The following is a 22,414-nucleotide window of genomic DNA, read 5'->3' on the forward strand; positions in this document are numbered from 1 at the left end:
AAGGTGCCAAATTAACTATAAAAATAAAACCTGACACAGTTTAATTTACACAACCAGAGTCGCCTCGGTTTTTGGACAATTAATCACCTTTAGTGAAACTCCAATATTCATTTTCTGTCCGTTGCATATCCATCAATTTAGATAATTCTTCCACTTTTTCCGGATATTGCAATACCACATTTGCATTTTCTCCCGAATCGATATAATAATTATACAATTCGAGCTTTGCTTTCTGTGGCTTATTGACATTTAAGCGAATTAGTTTCCAACCATCTTTTAATAAAGCTTGCTTTCCGCCCTGTTCATGAAATTCAAAGTAAAGGGATGCATGAGGCTGTTGCTCCCCATTCCCTGTTAACTGGGGTAAAAAGGAAATCCCATCTATATTTTGAGGTTTTTCTGTCCCTATTATTTCACATACTGTCGGAAGTAAATCCCAAAAGGCGGAAGCATGATAAGAAACACGTCCTTCCCGGGGAATGACAGCAGGCCATGAAACAATGAAAGGAGTGCGAATACCACCTTCGTACAAATCTCTTTTATTTCCCCTGAACGGACCGTTGCTATTAAAAAAGTCAGGGTTGAGACCACCCTCTTTATGAACACCATTGTCAGAAGCAAACATGATAATCGTATTATCGTAAATACCTTTTTTCTTCAACAGATCAATAATTCCCTGTACACTTTTATCTAAGCGACTGACCATAGCGGCATAGGTAGCATAGGGCTGTTCCTGGGGTCCATAAGATCCTTTTCCGAGAAAAGGCGTCTCAGGGAACTTATTTGTATATCCCATGCGATCTTTCTCGGGTACGATTAACTCCGCATGAGGAATTGTAACCGGAAGATAAAGGAAAAATGGGTTTTCAATATTTCTTTCTATGTAATCCAATGCTTTTTCTACAATCAAGTCGTGAGAATAAACCTTTCCATCCAATTTAACCGCATTATGGTTTTCAAATAGTTGTTGCGGATAATATGAATGGGCATTCCCCTGCCCCAGATAACCAAAAAAATAATCAAATCCCTGATTATTGGGATGCCCCTCCGAGTCCGGACCACCTAACCCCCATTTTCCAATACAGGCTGTCTGATAATTATTCTGCTTTAAAATTTCTGCAATGGTCAATTCTTCATCTGCCAAAGGTAAATCGTAGGAGAATCCGTCGATATGTTCATATCCTTTATTCCCTCTGATATATGTATGGCCTGTATGTTTCCCTGTTAATAAAGAGCAGCGGGAAGGGGCACTCACTGTCGAACCGGAATAATGTTGCAGAAAGCGCATTCCATCCTCAGCCAACTCATCAATCGTCGGTGTCCTGATTACCTTTTGCCCGTAGCAACCCAAATCCCCTATACCCAGATCATCAGCTAAAATATAAATGATATTAGGCTCTTTGTAAGGACTTTTTTTCCCCGATTCTACGCAGCCCCCATGAAAGATGGGAAAAGTTACAAAGCTGGAAGAAATTATCAGATGGTTTAAAGAGATATTCATTTGTAAAAAATTGGATTATAAACGATAAAGTAAAATCATTAAAAGGAATCATCACCGGATATGGTTAAACCTTCCAGGTTGTGAAGGAATAATCGCATATATTCATTACATGCAAACATACCTTTTTTATTGTTATCTTTATTGTACTCCAGTTTCGATTTTATATCTTCCAGTAATATTTGTTGCTGATGGTTATCTAATGTAATCAATAAATTCAGTGCCATACGAAGTTGTTCCGGATCATCCTCCCCTATTAATTTTTTCGCATCATTAATATATTTCCGACTTTCATGTTTGAAAAGCAGAGCAGTAAGCACTATCCTTGTTGGAGGAAAAGCTTCTTTTCTTGTAATCCCTTCCAATTCCTTCAATTGTCTCTTCAGGCTTCCACGCTGTGAAAACAGGCCGATAGCTGCCCAATAACGGACATAAGGATTAGTATGCCGTAAATATTGTATTTGATGGGATACAACTTCCTCGCCTTTACCCGTTAAAATTGCTGCTTTAAGTATCTCTTTTATAGGGTATTCTTGTGTGTCAGCAGCCAGAACGGCCGGAGCATGATCCTCCGTTTTGAAGACATATTCTGTCATAAAATGAGGATCGCGGGTATCTATTATATTTTTTATAAGAGCGTTCCTCAACTCCTCAATCTTGTCCTGCATCGCGGGATCATCTATAAGATTTTTCACCCCCCATTTATCAGTATACGTATCATATAGGTATTCAGCCTCGCGCGGCTCCATTATCGAGCACTGAACCTCGTTCAGTAAACCTTTTTTATAATCGTCACGAACGGTTTGTTGCATTCCGCTCACGTCGTAATACATGTTCCATCTTACAAACGGTTGGAATGGCATAAAAACACGTGTATATTGATAGCGTCCGTCCGTAACTGTTCGTGACAGCTCGCTACTTTCATCGGTACGATCGACACCACTGAATACATATTTCTTTTCAGGTGCTATTTTTTCACCCATAAAAACACGCCCTTTCATATAAGCGGGGATATCCACCCCTGTCAAATTAAGTATTGTGGGAGCCAAATCTTCAAAGCTAACCAATTCATGTGTAATAATTCCATCCCCCCAAGGAGACAAGTGTTTATACATGACCGGTATCCAGATTATAAAAGGAACCTGATAGCCTGTGGTTGTTGCCGAACCTTTTGATCGGGTTATACCCTCTCCATGATCACTAAAACAAAAAATAATTGTACTATCTTTTAATCCCTCTTTTTCGAGTCTGTTGAGCCATGCTCCGAACTCCTTATCCATTAAAGCAATAGAGTTATAGACTCTCGACATGTGTTTTTGCATCTCGGGACTATTTCTGAAGAAAGCCGGAATTTCCAAATGAGGGTCCTTTACTTTCTCTTCTTCAGTAAGAAAACTCAAAACTTGTTGCTCATACTTTTCCCATGAATTAGTCATGGTGCGTGATTGGTGACTCGCGCTACTATTATATACAGCAAAGAATGGCTGTCCCGGTTCACGGTTCCACCAACCTGCCTTGTTTGAGGATTCACTCCATGCCTCACGGGTTATTTCTTTGGCATTGTCCATATTATAATCCGTTTTCGAATTATTGGTAGTATAATAACCTGCTTGCCTGAGATAATAAGGGAAAGCTTTCACCTCTTCCGGAATTTTATAACTGCTCCTGTGATTCCCCGTACCCATATCATTTGCCGGAACTCCCGTTATGAGACAAAAACGGCTGGGTGATGATACGGCTCCCGTAGAGTAAGCAGCATTGAAACGAACCCCCTCGGTTGCCAGTTTATCAATATTGGGAGTCTTTGCTTGTTTATTACCATAGCATCCTATGAATTCCGGTGATGTATCTTCATAAGTAAGCCAAAGGATATTAGGCCTGTCTTGTCCATATAAACTGCTTGTAACAGCACATAAACTCAGAACATTTGTATATATTTTTTTCATACGGCTAAAAATTAGACTCAAGAGCCAAAAATCAAGACACAAGACATTTTAATCAGATCTTTGTGTGTGAATTCGTATATTATGAGTGTGTCATGTTATCTTTGATTCGCATAACTTTTTATTTAATTTCAATTTCGTACCAAACGGTTTCGTATTCGGGTTTTAATACGATTTCTGTTTTTCCGTTGGAGGATGCTACCGGCACCTCTTTTTTGCGTTCTCCCTCAGGATCAAGCGCAAAACACTTCGTTTTTTCCGGATCAGAGGGTAGTGTAATCATCAAGGGAATACCTTCGGTATACACCGGAGCTTTTCCCCAGTCTGTAAGGGTTATATGCTTTTCATCCAATTTTTTTATTTTCATCCCCTTATTCTCAGTAACTCCGGTAGCCGCCAGTAGTATATTAGATGGCTTTCCGGTATTTCCAAAACCGGTTGCATTGCGGGAAACCAGGGATACGGTTGCCCAGCCCAGTCGTGTATCTCCAATTCTTAAATCGATTTCTCCCAAAGAAATTTCCCTTCCTTCGGGAAAACCTGTAAACAGTTTGGAGTTGGGTGTATTGACTGTAAAGTAACCTTTATCAGATATTTCGCGATTCCATGTTAATTCTTTCGTATCGCTCTTTATTATTGTGCCTATCGGAGTATCCTGCTTGATATTGTTTATATCATCACCATTTAATGTGATGCCCGCCCTATGAATAAGTGATAAGTTTGTATCAAAACCGGTAAATGAAATATTAGCTCCTAATGATTTGTCGGATACCAGCTTTTCAAAATAAAATGCAAAATCAACATTTGCATTAATAGAGTTTTTAGCCTCCTTTACATCACCTCTCAGGTAAATTGCCGCGCAAGCCGGGAAGTGGGCCAGCACATCTGTCCGGTCGTTTATGCTAAAGAAATAGTTGTTGTAATGTAGATCATACTCTTTTCGATGATTAAAGGTATACTCAAAAACGCCATCCCATCCCTGAAGTGCTCCGTAAGAACGGAGTAAAGGCTGTCCTTCTGCGCCATACTGATTTGGGAAAGGGTGATTGTATTCACCTATTATATAGGGTTTCCCGTTTATTCTCTGGGTCGATAATCGTTTAATGGTTGCCATAGAATTTACCAGGGATTCATTTCTGATTCTCCAGTCTTCCCGAATACTTGGATGACACCAATAGGAATGGTCGCTGGTATAATCAAGTTCTGCCTGAATGAAAGGCGAGCTGAATCCAAGTTGTGTTCCTGCAATGACATTCTTTACTCCCAACTCTTCTTTCAGGTAATCCGACATTTCTATCCAATAATTACGTTCCGTGTCAAAAAGAAACTGATAAAAATCACGCTTCGCCTTTAATGCGGTAGAATCATCAAGTTTTACCGTAGGAAAGACTCCTTCCTCTTTGATGTGACTGCCATATGACGAGTCTTCCTGCCAATTCCAGGCATTGATCACCGATTCCGTAGAAGGGTATTTTTTGTTTAACCAATGGTTCCATTGATCCTGAAGTTCTCCGATATAGGGTTCCGGCAACCGGTCTATATCTCCACGATGATACCGGTGCAAAAGACCATTCTCATTATTTATTTCAATCATTGCAACACAGGGGTCGTCGATGTATGATAGTCCCGTATAAGGATTGACGTGAGTTAATAGATCTTTGGCATATTCCTTTTGTAACCCTATCATGCGAGGTTCAAAATTATCCACACCCTTATCCAGATGGGGCCTCTGATCATAACTCGTAAATTCGTCACGCTCGTCTAATTTCCTACCCACATGTAAATTCATATTTACGTATATTCCTTTTTCTTTGAGTTGGGCGACCAGATAGTCCATCCTGTCTAATTGATCCGGATCCAGATTCCTTTGGGTTGTAGGATCATCTGTAAAGATACCGGCTTGTTCCTCATTGAGGAAATTGCCATAATCTGCATCCATATAATGCAGTCTGACACAATTTATTCCAAATCTTGCCAATCTGGCCGCCAAATGTTCCGAATCTTTATATTCCGGGAAATTTGCCGGACCGGTGAGGTTGGTACCATGAAACCGGATAGGGCCTGCATCTGTAACAAATCTGCCATTTTCAATCCTGACAAAGCCATGATTGCCTGCCGGCGCATCTAAAAGGTGAGACATATTGGTAACGTTATCCGGCCCGTCGTAGCTGATCAAAAACGGGAAAAGTGGAGCATAATTATCATCTGTATTCTTCCGGGAGCAGGAAAACAGTACAAAAGTAATTAATAAGTAAAAGAATAATTTTTTCATTTTTCTTTTTTTGTAAATCAGTTATCAATATCGACTTCTAGCACCTGCCGGTCTTGCTCTAATATCCTGCGTAAGACCGGATAATCAATATCCTGTACGGCTTTCTTTTGGTCAATTGCCAGACAGGCGGCTGTCGCGGTTGACTGCCCAAGGACCATGAAAACCGGTTCCATTCTTATTGATCCAAATGCTATGTGGGTTGAACTTACACAGACAGGGATCAATAAATTTTCGCATTCGCCTTTTTTAGGAATAACAGAGCGATAGCTGATTGGGTAGGGATGGGGCATCCATGCTTCTACGTTACCTTCATTTTGGACAAAACCATTTACATCTACGTACCGCTGCACATTATGAGAGTCCATTCCATATGCACCCATTCCAACCGGATCTCCGGCAATATCAATACGTTCGCAATTCCTCTGTGTCATTACATAGTCGCTCTTCATCCGTCGAGCTTCCCTGATATAAAGTTGGTGTTGCCATCCATCGCTGCCTTTCTCATATTCATCTTTGCATGTACCCCATTGTGAGACCACGTTTCTTACCTTCTCGGGAATACGCGGGTGATAGGCTAAAGTCCACATCAATCCTTGCTGGTAATCCCGATGCGCTTGGATTATTTTCTCTCTCTCTTCATAATTAGCTTCCGGGTAATCGTAGTTTTGTCCGATAAAGTCGGTAGAAAATCCTTTCTGGTTATTGGTATCGGTTTTTCTATTTGGCATTGATGAATTTATCCAGGGAACAAGCTTGTCTCCATAGCTGTACATTGTTTCAATAGGTCCGGTGGCAGCTTCATAGTTTCTGAAAAGCAACTCATAGTTCAGTTCATTGTAATTTTCCGGCTTTTTGAAGAGGATCCTGTTTTCGGGATGATCCGTCAATGTCATTCGAAAGCAATATGCCTGAATTTTATCGTCACCTTGCCCGTCTATGCCCGGAGGATCTTTTGAGACGTAGGGAAGTAAACCGCTATTGGGATCACCTTTCATGATATAAGGATCAACGCCATTAATAAAGTTATGATTGGCAGCATTTTTAGATACTGTTCCATCAATTTTAAGACTATACTTGTTTGCCTGTACCCCATTTAATGTCTCACCATATTCTTTGTTTGATTCTCTTCCAATACTATACGATACGCCGGATGAAGCCATTAAATCCCCTTCATAGGTGGCATCAATAAACATTTTTCCCGCGTATATCCGGCCACTTTCCATTTCAATTTCAATAATTTTCGTTCCTTCCATTTTTACCCCACTCTTGCGGTTTAAACGCTGATTATAAACCAAAACGATATTTTCGGGATCCATCATTTTTTCATACACCTTTAATGCGGCCGAGGGTTCAAATGTCCACATGGCATCCTCTCCTTTCTTTGTCCGGGAATGACGACTATTCATGTACTCTTCTCTATCCTGCCATTTCCAGTGTTGGGGGTCCTCATAGTATTTGCTTATATTTTGATAAAATTCCCTGGCTATGCCGCCTATCACATGTTTTCTACCTATATCAGTCTGGCCTAAACCGCCCGTGGTAAGTCCTCCTATCCGGTTCGTCGGTTCTATCAGGAGCACGGTTTTCCCCATTCGTGAACACTGAATTGCAGCTGAGATACCTGCTGAAGTCCCACCATATATTACTACATCATAACTCTTTTGGTCCTGTGCCAATAAGCTATGTGTGAAAAGAATAAATACAGTACTTAACAATAAATGAATTTTTTTCATAACAATTTATCAATATGAAATATGATTATTCGTCATAACTTAATTTTGTAGAATTAATTTCCTGTGTGTATGTGTATTAAGAAATGGGAGGAAAACCGATTATTCGCCTCCCGTTTTAATCAGATTTATCCGGTTTTACCGGCTTATATCAGAAGAGACGAACAGCGTAAACACTCACATCCCATATCCCCGTACCATAGTCACCGTCCTGCCCGGGTATTCTGGGGCCGGGTATTAACGCTATTTCTTTCATTAATCCCCGGCGTTCGCCTACCGTGGAGCTCGGGGCAGTTTTAAACCCAATGACTTTACCGGGAGGATCAGTTTCTTGTAGAGTGAGGTTACTCGCAGTCGGATCGTCTCCGATGGATGCGGCATTCATGAAGTCGATGTCATCGGGCATCCACTTGAATTTCGTTTCATTTGCTATTACAAGCCCGTCATTTATTAAGCTTTGGATGGTTCTACCGTCAGAGGTTTGATGGGTACCGGACCATACTTCCGGACTGACTGCAATATTCCGTCGACGGTTGCCTGCATTCCCCTGGCGTTTTATGTCAATATTGGCAGAATTCTCCATACTTTCCGCGAAATAATCCATGGAATAGCCTTTCATATCTTTCAGCGAAAGCAAGCTGTATACATCGAGCCACTCCTTGTAATCCGGAAGGGTTTCATCGGTAATATGTTCGGGGTAGTATCTCATTATTCCCGTCATGTATTTTTGGCTTCCTAACCGAATAATGGATATCCCATTATAGGTATGGTCGGTAAACTGGAGATTGCCGGTATTGTTATCCCACAAGGCGTAAAAGTAATAGCTTTTGCCCGCCGCTGTGGGAGCTGTCCGTGCCTCTTTCCTGTTACTGCTCTCGGCGAGGATATTCCCGGTATCGTCCATCAATTGCAAACTTAACGCCGGCCACAATTTATCCGGTAATGGAGGATACCATCCCCAGAATGTGATTGAGTCGCCGCTTACCAGACTGCTTTCTGCCGTGCTGAATGAGATGTAGTTGCCGGCCGCGCCGATATTGATAAAGGTTCTGTTCACCAGGTCGAAGCTACCTCCGCCGGGCCCGAAGTTATAAGCCCAACCGTTCTCCGTGGAGGCAAGCCGTGCCTCCGCAAGGTTCGTGAGGGGATGGGTACCTATATGTTTCACAGTGACAGAGAAAAGAGAGCCGAGGTGCCCAAAGGTGGTGCCAATATTCAGATTACCGGTGGCATCCAGCCCTTTCTCCGCAAAATAGAGCATTACGTCTTCCCTTTCCTGTACCGACTCGAGCGACGAGGCTTTGCCTGCGCTTACGGGTAACCTGGCAAACGCGGGGTTGGTGTCATCTATGCCGTTTCCTCCATATACTCCGTAAAGGTCAAATGAGGAGCCATCGGTAATTTCTGCCGGTATAATAAAATCAAATGCGGCTTTTTTCCCGCTTTCCGAGATATCCCTGACCGTTACTTCCTGTTTGATTTTAGTATCACCCTGGATGAAAGAGAGCTGAATCTTATCTCCCTCCTCCCAGGTAAGCGATATGTTTTTCCCGTCCTGCCCGAGAGCAATCCGGCTTTGGGATCCTTCATCCGGCATCGCTATGGTGAGCGAGATGGTATGTCTTTCTGCCGGGTCGTTTTCGAGTCCGTCCTGGATGGACGTTACCTTTTCACTGCACTCTGTGAAAAGAAAAATGGTGGCTATCGTCGCCAGCAAGTAAATTTTTTTTCTCGTCATTATAGTCCTGTTTAGTAGATTAGACATAATTAACCGCCCTTTCAAAGCTACCAGTTTTCTCCCTCCATATCCGGAACATCTCCGCTTCCGGCCAGAATGTGCTGTTCAATCTCGATTTCCACTACATCAATCTCCGGTGCGATATAGTCGTTGTCTTCTGATAAATTTTTTTCGTTTTTCATACGATTAAAATTATTTATTCTCAAAGGTATCGTATGGAACTCGCTTTAATCATGTACTTGTGTGATAATGATTATCATGCTCGTTTCATAATTTTATTTTTGAGATTTGTTTATTGAATAGATATTATATTGTTTAAGAAGTAAATACGTTGATAATCAGATAAACTCTAATTAGTTTTCTGTGTTTACATTCATTCTAAAGAAATAGAGAGATTCTCCCATCAGATCAAAGTGGAATTTATTTTTCTCCGTCATAGTTGTCATACTGACGCTTCCTTCATTTGTAGTGGCTTCTGCATTCCAATATGTAACTTCGATACTGTTATTGAGCATTTCCCAATTATCCGGTAATTCGATAACCGTATTTGCAGCACCATCTTTATTTTTATTTAGTATCCAGACAGATAAAACGGAATCTTTAATAAAAGCGGCTGTTAACAAGCCGGATGTTGTGGAAATATCTACATAACGGCCACCATTGGCGTTATTTACCACTTTTTTAAAAATCTCATATTTGCCCGTTTTAATAATGTTGCCGTTATTCGGATGTATCCATAACATAGAATGATCTCTACCGGCATAATTACCAAAAAACAACCAGGTATCAATAGCGTTGAATCCTGCCCGCATATGTTCCCACAGAAGTTCCGAGGTGAGTATTTCCTGTTTGAGTTCCAAACCTATCCAGGCATGCATTTCGGTATTCCACGCTTCTTTCCCCCAGATTTTTGCTTTGTTCACAAACTCTGAAAATGACCCGCTTCCACCGGTATTGTGTACAGAGGCGATATCAAATCCGTCCTGCTCACCGTTCGATGTATTGATGGTACCCAGCCAATCGATGCCGCCTTCCACACTCCATGTAGAGGGAGCGATCAGAAGAGGCATATTTACGCCGGGGTTGAGTTTTGCCGGTAAATTATCCTTAATGTATTTAGCATAAGCCGGAGTAATAATTGTCTGTTCATTGGAAAGGTCCAGATAGGTGATATCGAAACCCTCCATTTTCATTAAGTTCAGATAATCCCCATAATACCTCACTAATTTATCTACATGAAATGCTCCCTTTTTCCATTGGGTAACTTCAATGCCATCGACAATTTTAATGCCGTTCTCGTCCCATTCTTGTATCCATGCCGGATAAGGAGACCAGGGGACACTGTTATTGCCCCAGATAGTCTTTTTTTCCTCCTCGCTATAAGCTTCCTGAAGTGGTCTTGGAGAGGCAAAAAATTTAATTGCCGGGTTTGCATTTTTCATTGCATTCATCATTTCAAGTATCATGTTATACGCGGCCGGATTTATTATACCTTCCTCCCGTTCATAATCACACGGGACCGCTACGCGGACAAAATGTGATTTCATTTCACTCACAGACAGTTGAGCGAGTTCATCTTTTAAATAGCTTCTCCAGAACCACAACCTTTCAGCATCGATACCAAGTTTTATTTCCTGACGAAGGTTCCCGGAAACTGTAACTTTGTCTCCGTCCGGAACAGGATCTGGATCTGGGTCAGGATCGGGGTCCGGATCTGGATTCTCAATGGGTGGTTCTTTATCCTGTCCGTTGTCCTGTGGTGTTTTCTCGCATTGTATAGTAACAGTAAACACGGTTATTATTATAATGAGAGAATAAATCTTTTTTTTCATTTTTCTTTTTTTAGTGAACTATTATTCATTCCAATAAAGTGTTCTTTTAATTCCACTCTTCGAATCGAAGCTCGTTTTCAGGATCGTTCCTTTGTTTCAGATGTTCATCTACCTGAAATACTTTTCCGGATTTTATATATGAATACCGTAAATGGTATTCTTCCCGTTCGGTATCATAAGAAGAGCCGAGATCAGTAATATTGAGACTGGAGGAAGAAAGTGTTATAGCATGGTCCGTTCCGAATATGATTTTCATTTTTTCTGAATCCTCGGCTCCGATACCGGTTATTTCACATTCCGAAGGAGACAGGGTTGTAAATGTTCTTGTTTTATTACGACTCCAGTCCGGATGTGAATAAATGGTTTTACTTCCTTCTATCTCATTGCCTTGCGCATTCAGTTCTATCTGTTCTCCACGGACATAATAAGTCCCTGAGTATCCGGAAATATACTTTACAACCAATACTGTATAATCTTTACCGGGAGTAATATTATCTCCTGCCAAAATTGAATCGGCGGAAGATTCCAGTATTCTCACCGGCAAAGCATAAGTCCTGCCTAAAGATAAAGGATCGGCAGTAAATTTTGCCTTATCGATCTTTATGGTGAAATCACCCAAGAATTTTCCTTTGGGAATTGTTATTTTATTGTCGGTGATATCAAAATCATACCAATCTTCCGGAAGCAAAGAAAACGAAGAGGCACCCTCGACTGTCTGTAATAGCGAAGGGTCTATTTCGAAAGTTGCCCACTGATCAGTTTTGTTTTCTAACATGCCGGCGAGAACAACGCCTAATTTAAAATCCAGGGTTGATTGGTTTTCACGTGTGACCAGTGTTCTCAAAGGCTTTTGGGAACCGAAATAAACGGCTGAATATTCGTAATCGTATCTATACTCCTCGTAACGTTCACATGCGAATAAGACTAAAAACGCTATAATTAAGGAGTTTATTTTTAAGGATCTTATTTTTATCATAATCGTCTATTTTATTTGTGGTTAATGGCTTACCATCCTTTATTTTGAATTAAATTCGGATTTTTTAATGTTTCTATATAGGGGAGTGGCATGTATTGATAATTATCGGTCATGCTGCGTTGTTCGACAACAATTTGGGAATAGCTGAATCCTGTCTCGTTCTTTTCAGTTGTAATGCCTTTGATCGATTCATTTAGCGGCATCATTCTTCTGCGTAAATCAAAAAAACGTTCATTTTCAAATGCAAATTCCAGTCTTCTTTCATTGAGGATCAAGGATAAGAATTTATTCTTGTCGGATTCGGCAACTATTTCATCAAGATAACTAGTTGAGGTGATACCGTTCTTATTTCTTATATCCCTTATAATGCCATATGCGGTACGTGAACTTCCCGATACTGTCCCCGAAGCGCCTGCCAATTCATTTAATGCTTCTGCCAAATTATAATATACCTCAGCCCTGCGTAAAAGTGGATATTGATGGTAATCGTTTTTGGCGGACAGGGTAGCAGGATCATACAGCATCTCTTTCATAGGTGACAAGAATTTTTTAAGGTAATAACCGGTAATTGTATTATTATAGTCATAGCCTGCAACATCTCGCCCTTTTATTGATTCGCCCCAGGTATAAATTTCCAATGGCCGTTCGGAGTTGAATACCTTTCCATTATAAAAAAATGTAAGGTCAAAGCGGTCGTCCCTGTTTACATATGGATTTTGAGAATCGTAACCGGACCGGATATCAGAAATAGGGTACCCGTTTTTACTTGGATAAGCATCTACTAAATTTTGAGAAGGATTTGTCCTGCCTTGCCCAAAAAATAATGGAGGAAAATTTTGTCTTTCAAGCGTATTATTATTGGCCCATTTACGGAAAAGAAATTCTGCATTAGTTGTCTGCTGCACGCTGGTACCTACATACATATTTTCCTTAAGTGCTGTATATGCTCCTAAATTGCCCAGTGTGATTGCCCTTTCCGACAAAGTGACCACCCGCTCCCATTTTTTTTGTAACGAATCCGGTGATAGCGCCTGGGAACCGGTAGGCTGGTACGCCGGCGACGCCCCGAAAAGTGCAGCACGCGACTGTAATGCCAATGCGGCTTTGCCGCTGGCTCTTCCTTCCTGGGTAGAGCCTAAATCTACGTCACCCCCTACATATGCCAAAGGGAGGTATTTAAATGCGGAATCACAATCGGCAATTATTTGCAGTACACATTCTTCATACGTATTTCGGGGTTTTTTATTGATTTCTTCCCGATCTTCTTCGGTAACAAATTTCGTAATAATGGGATAACCCAAAGCCTGTCCATCTTCCGTTATTCCTCCAAACACTTTCAATAATTCCATGCCCCACCAGGCTCGCAGGAAGTAGGCCTCTCCTCTTGACCGGTCTCGTATTTTTTTATCTCTGATGGAATCTGAAAGATTATAAGAAATATTTTCTCCCAATCCATTTTCCATAAAAGCATGGATATGTTGAAACTGATCGTATGCAAGGGACCAGTTATTTAATGCATTGCTATTCGCATTGAGCCCTCCTTGCGTAAACCGGTAAAGGGATGATGAACGTGTTCCCGTCAATGCGTTATCCGTAGCAACATCTAAAAAGTCATTCCCGTAGCTGTTGGGTGATGATGGAATGTTGTTATATGCATTCATCAAGACTCCAAGAGCCACATCCGGCAAAGTCCATGTATATTCGTCGCCAAAAGTATTATTATACTTTGTGCCAAGTGCGTCATCACACGACCAAAATGTTATGGGAACTATTATTCCTAATAAATATATGATTTTTTTCATGTTTTTTATTTTTAAATCTATAGCTTATAAATCAGAACGAAACAGTCAAACCGGCTGTCACCGTTTTCATCAGAGGATAAGAATCCAGGCCTGCGTTAATAGCTTCCGGATCGCGATCCTTCACCTGAGTGATGCAAGCCAGGTTTGTTCCCCGGACAAATAGCTTGAGTGCCCTGTAAAACAAACTGGCATTGGTCTTATTCTCCAGAGTGTAACTCACCTCTACATTCTTGATACGAAACAGGTCGGCTTTTTCAATCCAGAAAGTGGAATTCCTGTAATTATTGCTACTGCTTGTGGCGGTCAACCTCGGGAAGTCTCCCTCTGGATTACTGGTGGCGTGATACCTGTTTAAAGCCTCAACGGAATACTTATCTTCCCCGCTAAACCAGTAATAACTGCTGTTTTTCCAGTTATAGTAACCAAACTGTCCGGTACCCAATACATATAGGCCAAAGCCTTTATAATTCAGATTCAGGTTGATTCCCAAATGTATGCGCGGAAAACTGTTTCCTACCATCCTGATATCCAATTCATCAATCCGGTTATCACCGTTTAAATCTTCATAGGCAATATCACCCGCCTGATAAGGACCAAAATATTGAACAGGTGCGGTTGACATATCAATATCTTTACCGAATAATCCGCGGGATACATATCCGTACATGGCGTCTGAAGGATCCCCTACCCAGTTTAAATATTCATCAGGATATTGAACCCGGTCAATTTTCATCTGTTTATTTTTTACATAGATCATATTGAATCCCGCCTGATAAAAGAAGCGGTCGATCCTGTCCGAATAAGATAATTCCGCTTCAATACCCCGGTTCAATACTTCTCCCCAATTTTTAAAAGAATAGAAAGATCCGTATATATCCGAATAAATTGAAGAGACTTGTTGAATAATATTGTACCTGTATTCATTAAAATAGTTGGCCTCAAACCACAGTCTTTTATTCAGACCTAAGAATTCAATTCCGACATTTAATTCTCTTGATTTTTCCCATTTCAAATCGGGATTACCAATACGTTGAATATTTGTACGGCTTGGATTCAGTGAATTATTCAAACGGGCAGCTCCATTATTATTCCATTGGGTATTATGCAAATCGTGCTGAGTCTGCCCATCATAAGGCAACACGCCCGCACTTGCCTTGAATTTCAGATAATCGATCCCATTGATCGATCGTATAATATCTTCTTCAGATAATATCCATCCAAGCCCGAGTGCATAAGAAACGGCATATTTATTATTTCCTCTGAATTTATTACTTCCCATTCCCCCTACACTGAAATCGGCAATATATTTATCGCTATTTATATAATTTATCTTCAGGACACTGTTCATAAATTTGGTGTCCTGCGAGAGGCCGGTAGCTTCATTCAGATAATAGTTGTAAATCCAATCTGCTTTTAACCTGTTTTCTTTATTGAGGGATCTGTTGTAAGTGAGTAAACCGATAAAGCTGGTAGTCCTGAAATTTGTACTATTAGACAATTTGATGTCATCATTTTTGTCTGCTTTTTTACGCATTATCATGATTACAGAATCCTCGCCGGTAGCAGTTTTTACCCATCTCTGGGAATAGGTCGCAGCAGTGGTTGACAAAGACTCGGTCCCGGAAAATCTATTATCGAATGTGAGATGTGTTGATCCTGTTAATCCTTTCAATAATTTGTTGAAATCGTAATTCAATCCGAAATTTAATTGTCCGTCTATTGTTTGTCCTTTCCGATAACCGCCATGTTGTAATGATCCGTATAAATTGTCTGTAACACTATTACTTGCTCCAAAGTTGGGGTAACCGACGGAATCGGGAGCCACTACTGATTCAGGAATGAATATGGGATATTCATTGGGGCGGTGTGATGATACGGCCTGCATTACTTGTGTTTGCGATAATGAACTCATGCTGTTCACATCAAATACGGCAGCAATGCCCATCGTTGCCGATATATAGTCGTTTACTCTCACACCTAGATTTCCTCTTGCGTTGAAGCGGTTTCGTTGTGGCGTGTCTCCAATCTTTTCCAGGCCGCTCATTCCCTCGTACCCGCCAATAAGAGAATATTGGACTCCTTCATTACCCCCGGACAGTTCAAGAATTGCTTTTCGATAATTATTATTCTTGTTTAAAAAATAATCATAGTAGTCTAAATTGGGATAACGAAAATCATTTGGACCGGTACTGTTTTTATAGCCTGTTAAGTCCTGGGCAGAGTATATAGGCGCTAATCCGTCGTTGATTCTTGCTTCATTGTATAATGCCGAATAATCGTGAGAATTCAGGAATTGGGGGTGATCAGCGGCGATTCCGATACCGTATTCTCCGGTAACTCTGCGGATTCTTTTGTGTTTATCTCCTTTTTTGGTAGTCACTAAAAGTACGCCATTGGCCGCGCGGGGACCGTAAAGGATTTTTGTCGTAGCATCTTTCAATACCTCTATCGATTCCAATTCTTCTGCTGTAATCACGTTCAGTGTTCGTTCAACTCCGTCGATAATGGTTACAAAACCATCCCCTCCTCCTCTGTGTAATCCCCGTATATTCAGTGAGTGGGTGAGAGTGCCGATACCCCCGCCTGTATTCATGTTTGATATCAGCCCCATTAATTTTCCTTGCAGCATATTTCCCACGCCCATTGCGGGATAAGATTCTAACTCGCTTGCACTGATCTTGCTGACAGCCCCGGTATTATATCTTTTGTCGGTGATAACATTTCCGGGTAATGTGATCATATCTTTTTCCCCTGAAAACAATGGAACATTTGATAATACGATCCGGGAACCTTTCAGTTCCTCAGTGGCATCCAGTATTTTTGTTTCATAACCCCGGGCTTCGATAATAAATTTTGTGCCTGGCCTCATCTTGGCATGGAATTCTCCGGAAGTATTCGTGTAGAAGGTGGTGGCGCCTTCTCCCACGATCACTTCAGCATTCCGGATCATCTCCCCCTGTTCATTTACTACCGTGGCGGATATTTCAATCACATTCGCTTTCCCTGCCTTTTTATTCTCTTTATTTTGTGCATATCCCATATTCATGGAGATAGTCATAAAAATGAAGAGCCAAGAGAAAAGAGCAATATTTTTATTTTTAAATATAGTTTTTTTCATGTTTTTCTTTTATTATATATTTATGACAACTATTCCCATCCCGGATTTTGTTTAAAGTTCATGAAGCGGTTCGATTCATTCTTTGGAATAGGATACCAATAGTGCTTACGTTCAAAGACCCTGATCTCTTCTGGCACATCTTTTAGTTGATAAGTAAACACGTTTCCGGGATTAGGTCTCAAAGAAGTAGCATTGCTTGGCACAGCCCTCACCCCTTTTATTGGATTAGGGGCACTGAACAAGTTCTCGGCGATCATCCAACGGCGAATATCGAACCATCTGTTATGTTCAAGTAAAAGTTCAACCGTTCTTTCATTCCGGATCGCCTCCCTGAAAGTTTGGGTATCTCCTGTTTTTTCACCCCTTACATTGGGCATTCCTACTCTGTTCCTTACCTTATTAATGGCATCGACCGCAGAATAAGCATATCCCGGAGGTATTGCTTTGGGACCATATGCTTCATTCATAGCTTCCGCATAGTCGAGCCACACTTGGGTGGTGCGGATATGGATGCAATTCCAATAATATTTGGTAAATCCCTCGTTTTTGTTGGATCTGTCTAGAGGGATTGCTTCCGGCCATAGCCATTTTTTTACGAGGTAGCCGGTTCTTACTGTGCTTCCTGTTGTTGCAGCCGGTGAGATGTCGGCCCCTCCTTCCCAGGTACAGACATAATTCGGATCGCCATTGGCATAAGTGCCATATTGTTCTCCGGGGTAGAGAATAAACGCATCGAAACGAGGATCCCTGTTTTCGTAGGGATGGTCAGGATCGAATTCGGGGTCATTGCTAACCCACCCCGCAGGGGTCAGTGTTGCAGAATATCCGTTTTTTGTCTCAAATTTATCAACCATATTTTGGGAAATACTTACATTGGGCTCCGAATAGTTCCCTTTTCGGGCATCCATCCGTGTGGTTATCCAAAAAATCCGTACGTCTTGCCTGGACCCGGTTCTGGTCATCCCCGCAGTATTCACATACCATAGCGACTCGTCACTCACGAAATTGGGAAAGTGGTAGAAGATATTCTTATAGCGGGCGCCGTCCATCATTTTGTGCTTGGGCACGGTTTGATCTATATAGTCAAGGCACTCTTTTGCATACTGGGCGGCTCTTTTTGCCCATTCCGTATCATAACCGTTATCTTCTATCCTATCAATAGGGTTGGTCATCAGAGGGCTTGAAGCGTATAATGCAGCCATCTCTTTGAGTGCATAACCTGCCACCTTATTGGGGCGTCCTGTTTGGGTGGCTTCCCACTCGTGCGGCAACAGTTCAATGGCTTTGTCTACTTGCAGTATTAACCATTCTGTTGACTCCTGGTAGGTCATTCTGGGCATATCCATATCATCATTGCTGCTAAATACCCTATCCAAGGCGGGCATACCGCCTACGCGGCGAATAATTTCAAAATAAAACCAGGCTCTGAAAAAATAAGCTTGTCCTAATAATTCTGTTTTTTGTTGCTCGGTCAATATTGAAATATCCGGCACCTTTTCTATGATCCTGTTTGAAATCCTAAGGCCTAAAAAAGCGTTGGGTATAACACGGCCGTTAAGACTCCCAACCAATCCTTGGGTCCATCCGATTTCAGGAGCAGCTTCTGTATTTTGCCAAATACCTTTATTGATGAAATTGGTTACATGGGTAAAGGTGTATGGATTTGCGGCCTCATCAGAGATTTGTCCGACATGTGCACGATTGGCCTCTTGGGATTTCCAGTAAGAATAATCTACGACACAATCGTAACATTTGTCTAAATACCCTCTGATGGAAAAATAATTATTGAATACCACGTCTTCAGAGATACCCAGATCGGGCGATTTATCGAGATACTCTTCACAGGCTGTGAATGCAAATAAAGAACCTAATAATATTATTAATCTATATTTTTTCATAATCCAATTGCTTTTAAAATGACATCCTTACACCAAAATTATAACGACGAACCATGGGATAAACGGAAGATGAACTCCCTTCCGGATCCAATTGCTTGTTAAATTGAGTCCATGTAAATAAATTGCTTCCATTGGCATACAACTGAAGACTACTTATTCCCATATTTAAACTGTTGAGTAACTTCGGGTTGATGTTATAGGAAAGTTCCACATTTTTTAATCTTAAATAAGCGGCGTTTTGGAAACTATAGGTAGTTCCACCCGATGCACTATAGCCTTTATACTGACTGTGCAAGGCCGGTTTTGTTGCATTCTTCATATTTTCAGGAGTCCATCTTCCTACTGCATCTACGTTGGCACTATAAATCTCACTTGAACCATATTCAAAATCCCATAGGACAGAAGAGTCCACTTCTTTGTAAATACGGGATACGCCATAGAAGAATGCATTTACCTGAAAAGATTTATATTGAAGGCCGAGCCTCCAGCCGTAGGTGATCGCGGGGAAAGTGGTATTTTTCTGATGAACCCGGTCTTTTGTTCCATCAATTATTCCGTCAGCATCGTAGTCTAAATACATAAAATCACCGGGAACTAACCTGCTTTGCGTGGAGAGATTATTGGCCAACGCGTAGTTGTAAATATCATCAAGAGATTCATAGTAACCGATTACTTCCATCTTTGTAGCACTTCCGATAGGTTTACCCGCGAATTTCAGATATTCCGGCTGTCTGTAGGCGTCATTGCGAAATACGACCCTGTTTTCGTTAAAAGCATAGTTCGCATTAATTGAATAACTCCAGTCTTTGTTTATTTTATTTCTCCAACCCAGCTCGATTTCATATCCCCTACTTTTTGTCTTACCCACATTCCCGTCGGCCTGGGACGCCCCGGTCATACCTGAGATCCAGACCGGCATTAAAATACCTTCCCGGTTTTCAGCGTAAATGTCAGCCGTGGCGGTTAATCGGTTAAATAGCATAAGGTCGATGCCCAGATTTTGTTTATGAGCAGTTTCCCATGTAGCATTCACGTTTGCCGTTTGCCCTTCGACATACAGAGGCCCATATTCGCTTCTTGTCTCGTCACCGAAGGCTATACCTCCTCCTGTATTTTCATACATTTGTACATATGTGAAGGAGGATGCTGCACGATCATAACCGACTACTCCGTACGAATACCGTAATTTGAGATTATTCAAGGTCTGATCAGTAAAATGTTTTATCCACGGTTCTTCTGATATTCGCCAGCCAAGCGAATAAGAGGGGAAGAATTGGTACCGCTTTCCGCGGGCAAACTTGGGAGAACCCGTATATGAACCATTAAATTCTGTAAGATAACGTTCTTTCCAGTTATAAGTAAAGCGGGTAACCCATGCCTCATCCCTGTATTGGAATTGCATATTGGTAGCATTCCTCAACTGATCATTTTGATTTCTGTTAAAAACCGCCAATGCCGACACATTATGGTCTCCAAAACTTCTTTCATAGTTTAAAGCCAGTTCATAATACAATTTTTTGATGTAGCCACGATCCAGTATATCATCATAGCTTGCACTGGGAACATTTCCCTGATAATCGTTATCTGGAATTCTCACTTCCTGCTCCAGCTCATATCCCCCATTTTCCAAAGGCCTGGAGTAATCCCATTTCTTATAATAGGCGATATATCCCGTTTCCCCGAAATTACCTCCCGGATATCGTTGTATCCTGCTTTGCTGGTTCATTTGGGTATTATATGCCAGTTTTCCCGTGAAATTCAGACCTTTTGTAATAAAATCCAGCCCCTGATTTAATGAAAAATCAATAAAGTTCTGGTTGTATTTATATATCCTTTGTCCCATATCAAACATCAGATATAAATTATCAGATTGAGCGGCCTGAGTGCTAACACCGTATGTTCCATCCGGCCATTGGATCGGGAACACATTTCTGGGGGCACTGTACAGCGTTTGGAAAAATCGTGTCTGCCCGAAGGCATCGTCATTCTCATTGTTTCCGTCGGCGCGATACCCGGGTTGATTCCGGTAGCCTTGCCTGCCTGAGAAGTTAAATGTGAAAACAGTAGTCTTTGTCAGATTAAAATCCAGATTAGCCCTCCAGTTGTAGCGCTTATAGTTGAAAGAAGGGTCGAAGAGATCGTTTTTCTTTGTCTTATACACATCGCCGTCGTGCAGGTAACCTACCGATGCAAAGTATCTCATGAAATTTGATCCCCCGCTGACATTTATATTATATTGTTCGGAAAAAGCCACCTCTTTTACCATTTCATCCCACCAGTTAATTACGGGGAAATATTGATTATAAGGACCTATATTGCCGGTAGCATAGGCATTTTCCCATGCTGCAATGGTAGATTCGGGTATTATCGCGTCGTATTGCAGATCGTTTCTGGCAGCTTCATTCCAAAGTTGCATGGCTGTTACATGATCGGCATATTCAGGGTGGGTAAGAGGTTGTTTGAAACCGAAATTCGCGGAGAAATTTATCTTGGGTCTCTCATTTTCTCCTCGTTTGGTAGTGACCAAAATTACGCCGTTTGCCCCCTTTACCCCATACACCGCAGTTGCTGAGGCATCTTTTAAAACAGATATTGATTCTATCTCATGGATATCCAGATCATTCATTTCCCTTTCTACCCCGTCTACAAGTATCAATGGCTCTGAGGATACCCAACTGCTCCTGCCCCGGATGGTAATATTGGCCTCATCAGCTCCGGGTTTACCATCGACCATGACTGAAACGACACCAGGCAGCACTCCTTGTAACGATTCTGATACAGAGGTTACATTCCCTGTCTTCATCAGTTCTTCGCCTTTGGTCGTTGCAATAGACCCTACCAACGATGTTTTCTTTTGTATGCCGTACCCAACTACAACAACTTCATCAAGTAACCTGGTATCTTCCTGCATAAGAATGGCAAGTGCTGTTGTAGTACTGTTCAATACTTCTTCTACGGGATGATAGCCGATGTATGAAAATACCAATGTCTGCCCTTCTTCTGCCCTGATCGTAAATTCTCCGTCTGCATCGGTAATTGTCCCCTGGCCGGTTCCTTTTACCGAAACGGTGACCCCGATGAGGGGTTCATTCAATTCTTCGTCCCATACTTTTCCAGTCCACTCCTTCTGTTGTCCATATATGTGAAATGAACAAAAGAAAAATAGAGATAGACCAATCAGTATCAGTTTGTTTTTCGATTTCTGCATTTTTTTCATGTTTGATATTATTTTAAAATTTCATTGGGTTTGTATTTTAAATTGATATTTCCCCGATCCTACCTGAATTACAGTATAGTTATCTTCCTGTAAATCCGGGATGGTTATCTCGGTTATCAGGTCAATCGGTTTACCTCCTTCGGTAATATTTTTCAATGTGGTTGAAGGAAGATACACAGTTGCCCGGGTATTTACGGGTACTTCCACCGTCATTTCCATCTGTTCATCATTCAATTGCCAGCCACTTGTCACTGTTCCGTAATAGGTCTTCAATGTGGCGCGGGCATGTTTCAGGCTTCCTCCGGGACAGGGCTTTATAAGAATATGTTTATAGCCTGCTGCATCTTCACCGGAGGCTATGTTCAGTCCGGCAACTTTCCGGTACAAAAA

General features: G+C 41.4%; 13 protein-coding genes. All 13 read right to left on the minus strand.

The annotated features are described in order from the left end of the window. Positions 1 to 79 precede the first annotated feature (79 nt). Positions 80 to 1,501 (minus strand): arylsulfatase, encoded by a 1,422-nt coding sequence (locus Q0502_RS14650; RefSeq protein WP_298652219.1) that lies wholly within the window; start codon positions 1,499 to 1,501, stop codon positions 80 to 82. A gap of 38 nt (positions 1,502 to 1,539) precedes the next feature. Further along, positions 1,540 to 3,444: a sulfatase gene (locus tag Q0502_RS14655; RefSeq protein ID WP_298652222.1), complete on the minus strand. Its 1,905-nt coding sequence runs from the start codon at positions 3,442 to 3,444 to the stop codon at positions 1,540 to 1,542. Positions 3,445 to 3,562: 118 nt separating this feature from the next. Then, a complete protein-coding gene (locus tag Q0502_RS14660; protein ID WP_298652225.1) occupies positions 3,563 to 5,713 on the minus strand; it encodes a hypothetical protein in 2,151 nt (716 codons plus the stop codon). 17 nt (positions 5,714 to 5,730) lie between these two features. Further along, entirely contained in the window at positions 5,731 to 7,446 is a 1,716-nt protein-coding gene (locus Q0502_RS14665; RefSeq protein ID WP_298652228.1) for an FAD-dependent oxidoreductase, read from the minus strand. Between the two features lie 148 nt (positions 7,447 to 7,594). Next, complete coding sequence (locus tag Q0502_RS14670) at positions 7,595 to 9,181, minus strand: hypothetical protein (protein ID WP_298652231.1); 1,587 nt, start codon at positions 9,179 to 9,181, stop codon at positions 7,595 to 7,597. Between the two features lie 47 nt (positions 9,182 to 9,228). Then, on the minus strand, positions 9,229 to 9,363 hold the full coding sequence (locus Q0502_RS14675; RefSeq protein ID WP_298652234.1) for a hypothetical protein: 135 nt from the start codon (positions 9,361 to 9,363) through the stop codon (positions 9,229 to 9,231). Positions 9,364 to 9,534: 171 nt separating this feature from the next. After that, positions 9,535 to 11,013, minus strand: a complete 1,479-nt coding sequence (locus tag Q0502_RS14680; RefSeq protein WP_298652237.1) for a hypothetical protein — start codon at positions 11,011 to 11,013, stop codon at positions 9,535 to 9,537. Positions 11,014 to 11,059: 46 nt separating this feature from the next. Then, positions 11,060 to 11,989, minus strand: coding sequence for a DUF1735 domain-containing protein (locus Q0502_RS14685; protein WP_298652240.1), 930 nt, complete (start codon positions 11,987 to 11,989; stop codon positions 11,060 to 11,062). 29 nt (positions 11,990 to 12,018) lie between these two features. Next, positions 12,019 to 13,791: a RagB/SusD family nutrient uptake outer membrane protein gene (locus Q0502_RS14690; RefSeq protein ID WP_298652243.1), complete on the minus strand. Its 1,773-nt coding sequence runs from the start codon at positions 13,789 to 13,791 to the stop codon at positions 12,019 to 12,021. 31 nt (positions 13,792 to 13,822) lie between these two features. Further along, positions 13,823 to 16,909: a SusC/RagA family TonB-linked outer membrane protein gene (locus tag Q0502_RS14695; protein ID WP_298652245.1), complete on the minus strand. Its 3,087-nt coding sequence runs from the start codon at positions 16,907 to 16,909 to the stop codon at positions 13,823 to 13,825. A 29-nt stretch (positions 16,910 to 16,938) separates the two neighbouring features. Next, positions 16,939 to 18,807 carry a RagB/SusD family nutrient uptake outer membrane protein gene (locus Q0502_RS14700; RefSeq protein WP_298652247.1) on the minus strand — a complete coding sequence of 623 codons (1,869 nt, stop codon included), beginning with the start codon at positions 18,805 to 18,807 and terminating at the stop codon, positions 16,939 to 16,941. Positions 18,808 to 18,820: 13 nt separating this feature from the next. Further along, on the minus strand, positions 18,821 to 22,015 hold the full coding sequence (locus tag Q0502_RS14705; protein WP_298652250.1) for a TonB-dependent receptor: 3,195 nt from the start codon (positions 22,013 to 22,015) through the stop codon (positions 18,821 to 18,823). A gap of 30 nt (positions 22,016 to 22,045) precedes the next feature. After that, on the minus strand, positions 22,046 to 22,414 hold a 369-nt coding region (locus tag Q0502_RS14710), incomplete at its 5' end, for an alpha-L-rhamnosidase C-terminal domain-containing protein (protein ID WP_298652253.1).

The organism is uncultured Proteiniphilum sp. (assembly GCF_937873925.1).
In the GTDB taxonomy this organism is placed as follows: domain Bacteria; phylum Bacteroidota; class Bacteroidia; order Bacteroidales; family Dysgonomonadaceae; genus Proteiniphilum.

Bases quoted from the DNA above. Each gene is read 5' to 3' on its own strand.
- Q0502_RS14650 (WP_298652219.1), bottom strand. From the start codon at position 1,501: ATGAATATCTCTTTAAACCATCTGATAATTTCTTCCAGCTTTGTAACT.
- Q0502_RS14655 (WP_298652222.1), bottom strand. From the start codon at position 3,444: ATGAAAAAAATATATACAAATGTTCTGAGTTTATGTGCTGTTACAAGC.
- Q0502_RS14660 (WP_298652225.1), bottom strand. From the start codon at position 5,713: ATGAAAAAATTATTCTTTTACTTATTAATTACTTTTGTACTGTTTTCC.
- Q0502_RS14665 (WP_298652228.1), bottom strand. From the start codon at position 7,446: ATGAAAAAAATTCATTTATTGTTAAGTACTGTATTTATTCTTTTCACA.
- Q0502_RS14670 (WP_298652231.1), bottom strand. From the start codon at position 9,181: ATGACGAGAAAAAAAATTTACTTGCTGGCGACGATAGCCACCATTTTT.
- Q0502_RS14675 (WP_298652234.1), bottom strand. From the start codon at position 9,363: ATGAAAAACGAAAAAAATTTATCAGAAGACAACGACTATATCGCACCG.
- Q0502_RS14680 (WP_298652237.1), bottom strand. From the start codon at position 11,013: ATGAAAAAAAAGATTTATTCTCTCATTATAATAATAACCGTGTTTACT.
- Q0502_RS14685 (WP_298652240.1), bottom strand. From the start codon at position 11,989: ATGATAAAAATAAGATCCTTAAAAATAAACTCCTTAATTATAGCGTTT.
- Q0502_RS14690 (WP_298652243.1), bottom strand. From the start codon at position 13,791: ATGAAAAAAATCATATATTTATTAGGAATAATAGTTCCCATAACATTT.
- Q0502_RS14695 (WP_298652245.1), bottom strand. From the start codon at position 16,909: ATGAAAAAAACTATATTTAAAAATAAAAATATTGCTCTTTTCTCTTGG.
- Q0502_RS14700 (WP_298652247.1), bottom strand. From the start codon at position 18,807: ATGAAAAAATATAGATTAATAATATTATTAGGTTCTTTATTTGCATTC.
- Q0502_RS14705 (WP_298652250.1), bottom strand. From the start codon at position 22,015: ATGCAGAAATCGAAAAACAAACTGATACTGATTGGTCTATCTCTATTT.